The organism is Streptomyces sp. A0642 (genome assembly GCF_004795105.1).
GTDB lineage: Bacteria > Actinomycetota > Actinomycetes > Streptomycetales > Streptomycetaceae > Streptomyces.
Genome location: NZ_SSBL01000031.1, coordinates 62339 through 68962, shown reverse-complemented (window position 1 = coordinate 68962; position 6624 = coordinate 62339). Strand labels below are relative to the sequence as shown.

The window sequence follows — 6624 nt, the reverse complement described above, 5'->3', positions numbered from 1 at the left end:
GCGCAGGCGGGCGGTCGTCTCCACGGGGGCCGGCGGGTCCTGCGGCGCGCGGGCCCGGGGCGTCCGGGCCGCGGGGTCGACGACAGCCGGGGTCCCGGAGGGGTGCGGCGACGACTGCGGTGCGGTATCGCTCGTGGCGGGCCCGGACCGGCGGTCGGTCCGCGACGGGCTGTCGGAGGAGTGCGGCGACGAGACCGGCGACGACTGCGGCACGCTGCCGCTCGCAGCGGGCCCGGACCGGCGGTCGGCCCGCGACGGGCTGTCGGAGGGGTGCGGCGACGGGACCGGCGACGACTGCGGCGGGCAGTCGGGGCGGGGCGGGGCCGTGCGGCCCGTGGTCCGGTCGGCGGGCTCCGCACGGAGCGGCGGGGTGGTCGGGCGCGGAGGAACCGTGGGCTCCGGGCGCGGCGGGACCGCAGCGTCCGCGGGTTCGCCGGCGGGGTCCGTGGGGAGCGGCGGCGGGGTGGCCGGGCGGGGCGGGACGGGAGCGCGCTGCGCCTCGGTACTCATCCGCCCCCCTGGTCCGTTCCGTACCGTACGCGGATCGGCTGCCCAGGCAGGCCCGTTGCTCGCCGCGTGCCCGTCACTCTACGGGTTGGGGAGGCCGTCGTGGCAGCGGGCCTTCGCGCTCGCGGCGATCTGCGCAGATCGTCCCCCTACCCAGCGGTACAGCCGTCTGGCAAGCTGCGGCCATGACTGCCCGCGCCGCTGACCGGACCCGCTACAACCGGGCCACCGCCCATCTCGACGCCCCGATCGCCGTCGTGGATCTGGAGGCGTTCGACGCCAACGCCGACGACCTCGTGCGGCGAGCGGGCGGGAAGCCCGTGCGGGTGGCGAGCAAATCGGTGCGCTGCCGGGCCCTGCTGGAGCGGGTGCTGGCGCGTCCCGGGTTCGCCGGGATCATGTCGTTCACCCTCGCCGAGTCGCTGTGGCTGGCGCGGGCCGGTTTCGAGGACGTCCTGCTGGCCTATCCGTCGGCCGACCGCTCGGCCTTCGCGGAACTGGCCGCGGACCCGAAGCTCGCGGCCACCGTGACGGTGATGGTCGACGACCATGCACAGCTGGAGCTCATCGACGCGGCGCGGGCGGGGGGTACGGAGGAGATCCGGGTCTGTCTGGAGCTGGACACCTCCCTGCGGATGCTCGGCGGCCGGGTCAGGATCGGGGCCCTGCGTTCGCCCCTGCGCTCCCCCGCCCAGCTGGCGGAGCTGGCGAGGTCCGTCGCCCGCCGGCCCGGCTTCCGGCTGGTGGGGCTGATGGCGTACGAAGGGCACATCGCCGGGGTCGGCGACTCGCTCGCGGGACGGCCGCTGCGCTCCCGGGCGATCCGGCTCATGCAGGCCACGGGCCGCAAGGAGCTGGCGGCCCGGAGGGCCGAGGTGGTGCGGGCGGTGCGGGCGGTGGCACCGGATCTGGAGTTCGTGAACGGGGGTGGCACCGGCAGCGTGCAGCACACCGCGGCGGAGCCGGCGGTCACCGAGATCGCGGCCGGTTCCGGCCTCTACGTGCCGCGGCTGTTCGACAACTACACGTCGTTCACGGCACGCCCCGCGGCCCTGTTCGCCCAGCCCGTGGTGCGCCGCCCCGGGGTGGGCGTGGTGACCGTGCTCGGTGGCGGCTATCCGGCGTCCGGTGCGGCCGGCGCGGACCGGCTGCCGGTCCCGTATCTGCCGGAGGGGCTGCGCTACGACCCGCAGGAGGGCCCCGGCGAGGTGCAGACCCCGCTCCTCGGCGCCCCGGCCGACGATCTGCTGATCGGCGACAAGGTCTGGTTCCGGCACGCGAAGGCCGGTGAGCTGTGCGAGCGGTTCGACGAGCTCCAGCTCATCGAGGGTGACCGGGTGACGGCGACCGTGCCGACGTACCGGGGCGAAGGCCGGACGTTCCTCTGAGGGTGTTCTGGGCGGGGCCGGACGCTCCCTTGAGCTGGCGGGTGTTCCAGGGGGGCCGGACGTTCCTCTGAGCGGGCGCGTGTCCTCAGCGGGCGGTGACGCTTCGCGGGGACGGCCCGCGCTGTGGTGCGGCGGGAAGCATGCGTCCTCTGCACCGCCCTGCTTGCCTCCCGGGTACCGGAGGGGCCGGAGACCGGTCTCCCGCGACGCTCGCCCGCGGGTACCGGAGTGGCCGGAGACCCGCCGTCCCGTCCCGCCCCCGGTCGTTGCGGGGGCGGGCGTGTCCGGGTGGCGGCCGGGCGGTGTCGTGTCGCCCCTCGCCCCGTCCGGGGTTCCCTGCGCCGGGGTCCTACAGAGGGGTCACGTACGCCCCGGAGATCCCGCCGTCGACGAGGAAGTCGGTGGCGTTGACGAAGGACGAGTCGTCGCTCGCCAGGAACGCGACGGCGGCCGCGATCTCCGTGGCCTCGGCGAACCGGCCCAGCGGGATGTGCACGAGCCGGCGGGCCGCACGCTCCGGGTCCTTGGCGAAGAGTTCCCGCAGCAGCGGGGTGTCGACCGGGCCCGGGCACAGGGCGTTGACCCGGACGCCCTCGCGGGCGAACTGGACGCCCAGTTCGCGGGACATGGCCAGCACACCGCCCTTGGAGGCGGTGTACGAGATCTGGGAGGTCGCCGCCCCCATCCTGGCGACGAAGGAGGCGGTGTTGATGATGGAGCCCCGGCCCTGGCGCCGCATGTAGGGCAGGGCCGCCTTGCAGCAGAGGTAGACGGAGGTGAGGTTGACGTCCTGGACCCGCTTCCACGCCTCCAGCCCGGTGGTGAGGATCGAATCGTCGTCGGGCGGTGAGATGCCGGCGTTGTTGAAGGCGACGTCGACGGAGCCGTAGGTGTCGTACGCCGCCTTGAACAGCGCCTCGACCTGTCCGGGGTCGGTGACGTCGACCCGTACGAAGGTGCCGCCGACCGCTTCGGCGGCGGCCTTGCCCGCCGTCTCGTCGATGTCGCCGCAGACGACGTGCGCGCCCTCGGAGGCGAGCCGGTGGGCGGTGGCCAGGCCGATGCCGCTGCCGGCGCCGGTGATGACGGCGGTGCGGCCGACGAGGCGGCGGCAGATGGTTCCGTGGTCCGTGCTCATACCGGTTCAGGCCTCCGTGCTGAGGAAGACGTTCTTGGTTTCGGTGAAGGCGGTGAGGGCGTCGGGGCCCAGCTCCCGGCCGAGTCCGGACTGCTTGAACCCGCCGAACGGGGTCCAGTAGCGGACCGCGGAGTGGGAGTTGACGGAGAGGTTGCCCGCCCGGACCGCCTGGGCGACCCGCAGCGCGCGGCCCACGTCGCGGGTCCAGAGAGAGCCGGCGAGGCCGTAGTCGGTGGCGTTGGCGAGGCGGACGGCGTCCGCCTCGTCGTCGAAGGGCAGGACGACCGCGACCGGCCCGAAGACCTCCTCGGTGGCGACGGGCGCGTCCGGGCCGGCGTCGGTGAGGACGGTCGGCGGGAACCAGAAGCCGGGGCCCTCGGGGGCGCTGCCGCGGATCGCTGGGGCGTCCTCGGGGACGTAACCCCGCACCCGGTCCCGTTGCGTCCGCGAGATGAGGGGGCCCATCTGCGTCTTCTCGTCGGCCGGGTCGCCGACCACGACGGCCGCGAGGGCCGGGGCGAGGAGTTCCAGGAAGCGGTCGTACACGGAGCGCTGAACGAGGATGCGGGTGCGGGCGCAGCAGTCCTGGCCGGCGTTGTCCAGGAAGGACAGGGGCGCGGCGGCCGCGGCGGCTTCGATGTCGGCGTCGGCGAAGACGATGTTGGGGCTCTTGCCGCCGAGTTCGAGGGTGATCCGCTTCACGCGTGCTGCGCACTCGGCCATGATCTGCTTGCCGACCCGGGTGGAGCCCGTGAAGACGATCTTGGCGACTCCCGGGTGCTCGACGAGGGCGTGGCCCGCCTCGTCCCCCGCGCCCGGCAGCACCTGGAAGACGTGCTCGGGAAGGCCCGCTTCCAGGGCGAGTCCGGCGAGCCGGAGCGCGGTCAGCGGGGTGGTCTCGGCGGGCTTCAGGATGACGGCGTTGCCCGCGGCCAGGGCGGGTGCGGTTCCCCAGGCGGCGATCGGCATGGGGAAGTTCCAGGGAGCGATCACCCCGATGACGCCGAGGGGTTCGAGCAGGGTGAGGTCGATGCCCCCGGGTACGGGGATCTGCCGGCCGCTGAGCCGCTCCACTCCCCCGGCGGCGAAGTCGAGGAGATCGCGGACGTTGCCCGCCTCCCAGCGGGCGTTGCCGATCGTGTGCCCGGCCTCCAGGACCTCCAGCCGGGCCAGCTCCTCGATGTGGGTGTCGACGGCGACGGCGAAGCGGCGCAGCAGCCGGGCCCGGTCGGCGGGTGCGAGGGCCGCCCAGACCAGCTGTGCGGCGGCGGCGCGGGTGACGGCGGTCGCCACCTCGGCCGCCGAGGTGGCGGGGACGGTGGCGACGAGTTCTTCCGTAGCCGGGTTCAGGACCAGGTGCTCACGGGTCAAGGGGGCCCTCACAGGCGTTCGAAGGAGCGTCGGAGCTCCCAGTCGGTCACCGCTGCGTCGAAGGCGTCGAGTTCGACGCGTGCCATGTTGCGGTAGTGCGCGACGACGTCCTCGCCGAACGCCTCACGGGCGATCTCGCTGTGCTCCCAGAGTCCGGCCGCCTCGCGGAGGGTGGTGGGGACGTGGTCGTACGCGGCGGCGTAGGCGTTGCCCTCGCACGGCTCGGGGAGTTCGAGCGCGTGCTCGATGCCGTACAGGCCCGCGGCGACGAGCCCGGCGACGGCGAGGTACGGGTTGACGTCGCCGCCGGGGAGGCGGTTCTCCAGGCGCAGGGACTGGCCGTGGCCGACGACGCGGAGGGCGCAGGTGCGGTTGTCATGGCCCCAGGCGACGGCGGTCGGGGCGAAGGAGCCCGGCTGGAAGCGTTTGTACGAGTTGATGTTCGGCGCGTACAGGAGGGAGAAGTCGCGCAGGGCGGCGAGCTGGCCGGCCAGGAAGTGGCGCATCACCGGGGTCATGGCGCCGTCGGCGTCCGCCATCACGCTGCGGCCGGGATCGTCCGTGGAGCGGAGCGAGAGGTGGATGTGACAGGAGTTGCCCTCGCGCTCGTTGAACTTGGCCATGAAGGTGAGTGCGACGCCCTCCTGCGCGGCGATCTCCTTGGCGCCCGTCTTGTAGACGGCGTGCTGGTCGCAGGTGACCAGGGCCTCGTCGTACCGGAACACGATCTCGTGCTGGCCGGGGTTGCACTCGCCCTTGGCGGACTCGACGGTGAGGCCCGCGCCCGCCATCTCGTTGCGGATGCGGCGCAGCAGGGGCTCGACGCGGCCGGTGCCGAGGACGGAGTAGTCGACGTTGTACTGGTTGACGGGGGTCAGGTCGCGGTAACCGCGGTCCCAGGCCTGTTCGTAGGTGTCCTTGAAGACGATGAACTCGAGCTCGGTGCCGGTGTGGGCGGTGTAGCCGTGGTCCGCGAGGCGCTCCAGCTGGCGGCGCAGGATCTGGCGCGGCGCGGCGGTGACGGGTGAGCCGTCGGCCCAGGCGAGGTCGGCGGTGACCAGGGCGGTGGCCTCGTTCCAGGGCACGCGGCGCAGGGTGGTGAGGTCGGGGCGCATGGCGAAGTCGCCGTACCCGCGGTCCCAGGAGGACATGGCGAACCCGTCGACGGTGTTCATGTCGGTGTCGACGGCCAGGAGGTAGTTGCAGCCCTCGGTGCCGTGCGCGACGACCTCGTCGAGGAAGAAGGCGGCGGCGAAGCGTTTTCCCTGAAGGCGTCCCTGCATGTCGGGGAAGGCCAGGACCACGGTGTCGATCTCACCGCTTCCGACGAGGAGGCTGAGTTCCTCCAGGGGCAGCGGGGCTGTTCGGTCGGACACGGACGGATCCTCTCCTCGCGGGCCGACAGATGATCCAAATCTACGGGCGGGGCAAGGGATTTGGATACGGTGCCGGTACCTTCCGCGTGCCGTGCGAGTGAAGTGAGGCGTCCGATGAACCGTCCGCTGGTCGGGATCAGTACGTATCTGGAGGCCTCGGCGCGCTGGGGCGTCTGGGACCTGCCGGCCACGCTGCTGCCCGCCGGCTACGCACGGCTGGTGCGGGAGGCGGGCGGGCTGGCCGTGCTGCTGCCGCCGGACGCGCCTGAGTGCGCGGCGGAGGCGGTGGCCCGGCTCGACGCGGTGGTGGTGGCGGGCGGCCCGGATGTGGATCCCGCGCGGTACGGGGCCGAGCGTGACCCGCGGACCGGGCCGCCCGCGCCCGAGCGGGACGGGTGGGAGACGGCGCTGATCGCGGCGGCCCTGGAGTCGGGCACGCCGCTGCTCGGGATCTGCCGGGGGATGCAGTTGCTGAACGTGGTGCTGGGCGGCACGCTGACCCAGCACCTGGACGGGCACGCGGGGCCCGGCGGGGCGACGGGGGTGCTGGGAACGCACGCGGTGACACCGGTGCCCGGCACGCGTTACGCGGCCGTGGCGCCCGGGCCCTGCGACGTACCGGCCTACCACCACCAGGCCGTGGACCGGCTCGGCGCGGGCCTGGTGGCTTCGGCGCACGCGGCGGACGGCACCGTGGAGGCGGTCGAACTGCCGGGGCCCGGGTGGGTGCTGGGCGTGCAGTGGCATCCGGAGATGGGTGACGACGTGCGGGTGATGGAGGCGCTGGTGGCGGCGGCCCGCTGAGGGGGTGCCGGGGGTGACCGCTGCGTTCGGGGGTCCGGCA

At 73.9% G+C, this 6624-nt stretch carries 5 protein-coding genes and 1 pseudogene; 2 read left to right on the top strand and 4 right to left on the bottom strand.

Annotated features, from left to right (window positions below; all coding sequences use genetic code 11):
* A pseudogene (locus tag E6R60_RS37055) lies at window positions 1-510 on the bottom strand (hypothetical protein); the annotation flags it as partial.
* Window positions 511-692: 182 nt separating this feature from the next.
* Between E6R60_RS37055 and E6R60_RS32215 the strand changes: the two are divergent.
* Window positions 693-1895 carry an amino acid deaminase/aldolase gene (locus tag E6R60_RS32215; protein ID WP_136330240.1) on the top strand — a complete coding sequence of 401 codons (1203 nt, stop codon included), beginning with the start codon at window positions 693-695 and terminating at the stop codon, window positions 1893-1895.
* A gap of 349 nt (window positions 1896-2244) precedes the next feature.
* On the opposite strand, the gene E6R60_RS32210 is transcribed toward E6R60_RS32215, so the two are convergent.
* The 3 genes from E6R60_RS32210 to E6R60_RS32200 are packed head-to-tail and all read right to left on the bottom strand — an operon-like array spanning window position 2245 to window position 5780.
* Window positions 2245-3033, bottom strand: a complete 789-nt coding sequence (locus E6R60_RS32210; RefSeq protein WP_136330239.1) for a 3-oxoacyl-ACP reductase — start codon at window positions 3031-3033, stop codon at window positions 2245-2247.
* Window positions 3034-3039: 6 nt separating this feature from the next.
* Window positions 3040-4404 (bottom strand): aldehyde dehydrogenase family protein, encoded by a 1365-nt coding sequence (locus E6R60_RS32205; protein ID WP_136330238.1) that lies wholly within the window; start codon window positions 4402-4404, stop codon window positions 3040-3042.
* An 8-nt stretch (window positions 4405-4412) separates the two neighbouring features.
* The gene (locus tag E6R60_RS32200) at window positions 4413-5780 is read right to left on the bottom strand and encodes a glutamine synthetase family protein (protein WP_136330237.1); all 1368 of its coding nucleotides are present in this window, start codon (window positions 5778-5780) and stop codon (window positions 4413-4415) included.
* Window positions 5781-5894: 114 nt separating this feature from the next.
* Between E6R60_RS32200 and E6R60_RS32195 the strand changes: the two genes are divergently transcribed.
* Window positions 5895-6584, top strand: a complete 690-nt coding sequence (locus tag E6R60_RS32195; RefSeq protein ID WP_136330236.1) for a gamma-glutamyl-gamma-aminobutyrate hydrolase family protein — start codon at window positions 5895-5897, stop codon at window positions 6582-6584.
* Window positions 6585-6624 lie beyond the last annotated feature (40 nt).

What these genes read in the sequence shown, in the direction of transcription:
- E6R60_RS32215 (WP_136330240.1), top strand. Translation starts at nt 693, where the DNA reads ATGACTGCCCGCGCCGCTGACCGGACCCGCTACAACCGGGCCACCGCC.
- E6R60_RS32195 (WP_136330236.1), top strand. Translation starts at nt 5,895, where the DNA reads ATGAACCGTCCGCTGGTCGGGATCAGTACGTATCTGGAGGCCTCGGCG.
- E6R60_RS32210 (WP_136330239.1), bottom strand. Translation starts at nt 3,033, where the DNA reads ATGAGCACGGACCACGGAACCATCTGCCGCCGCCTCGTCGGCCGCACC.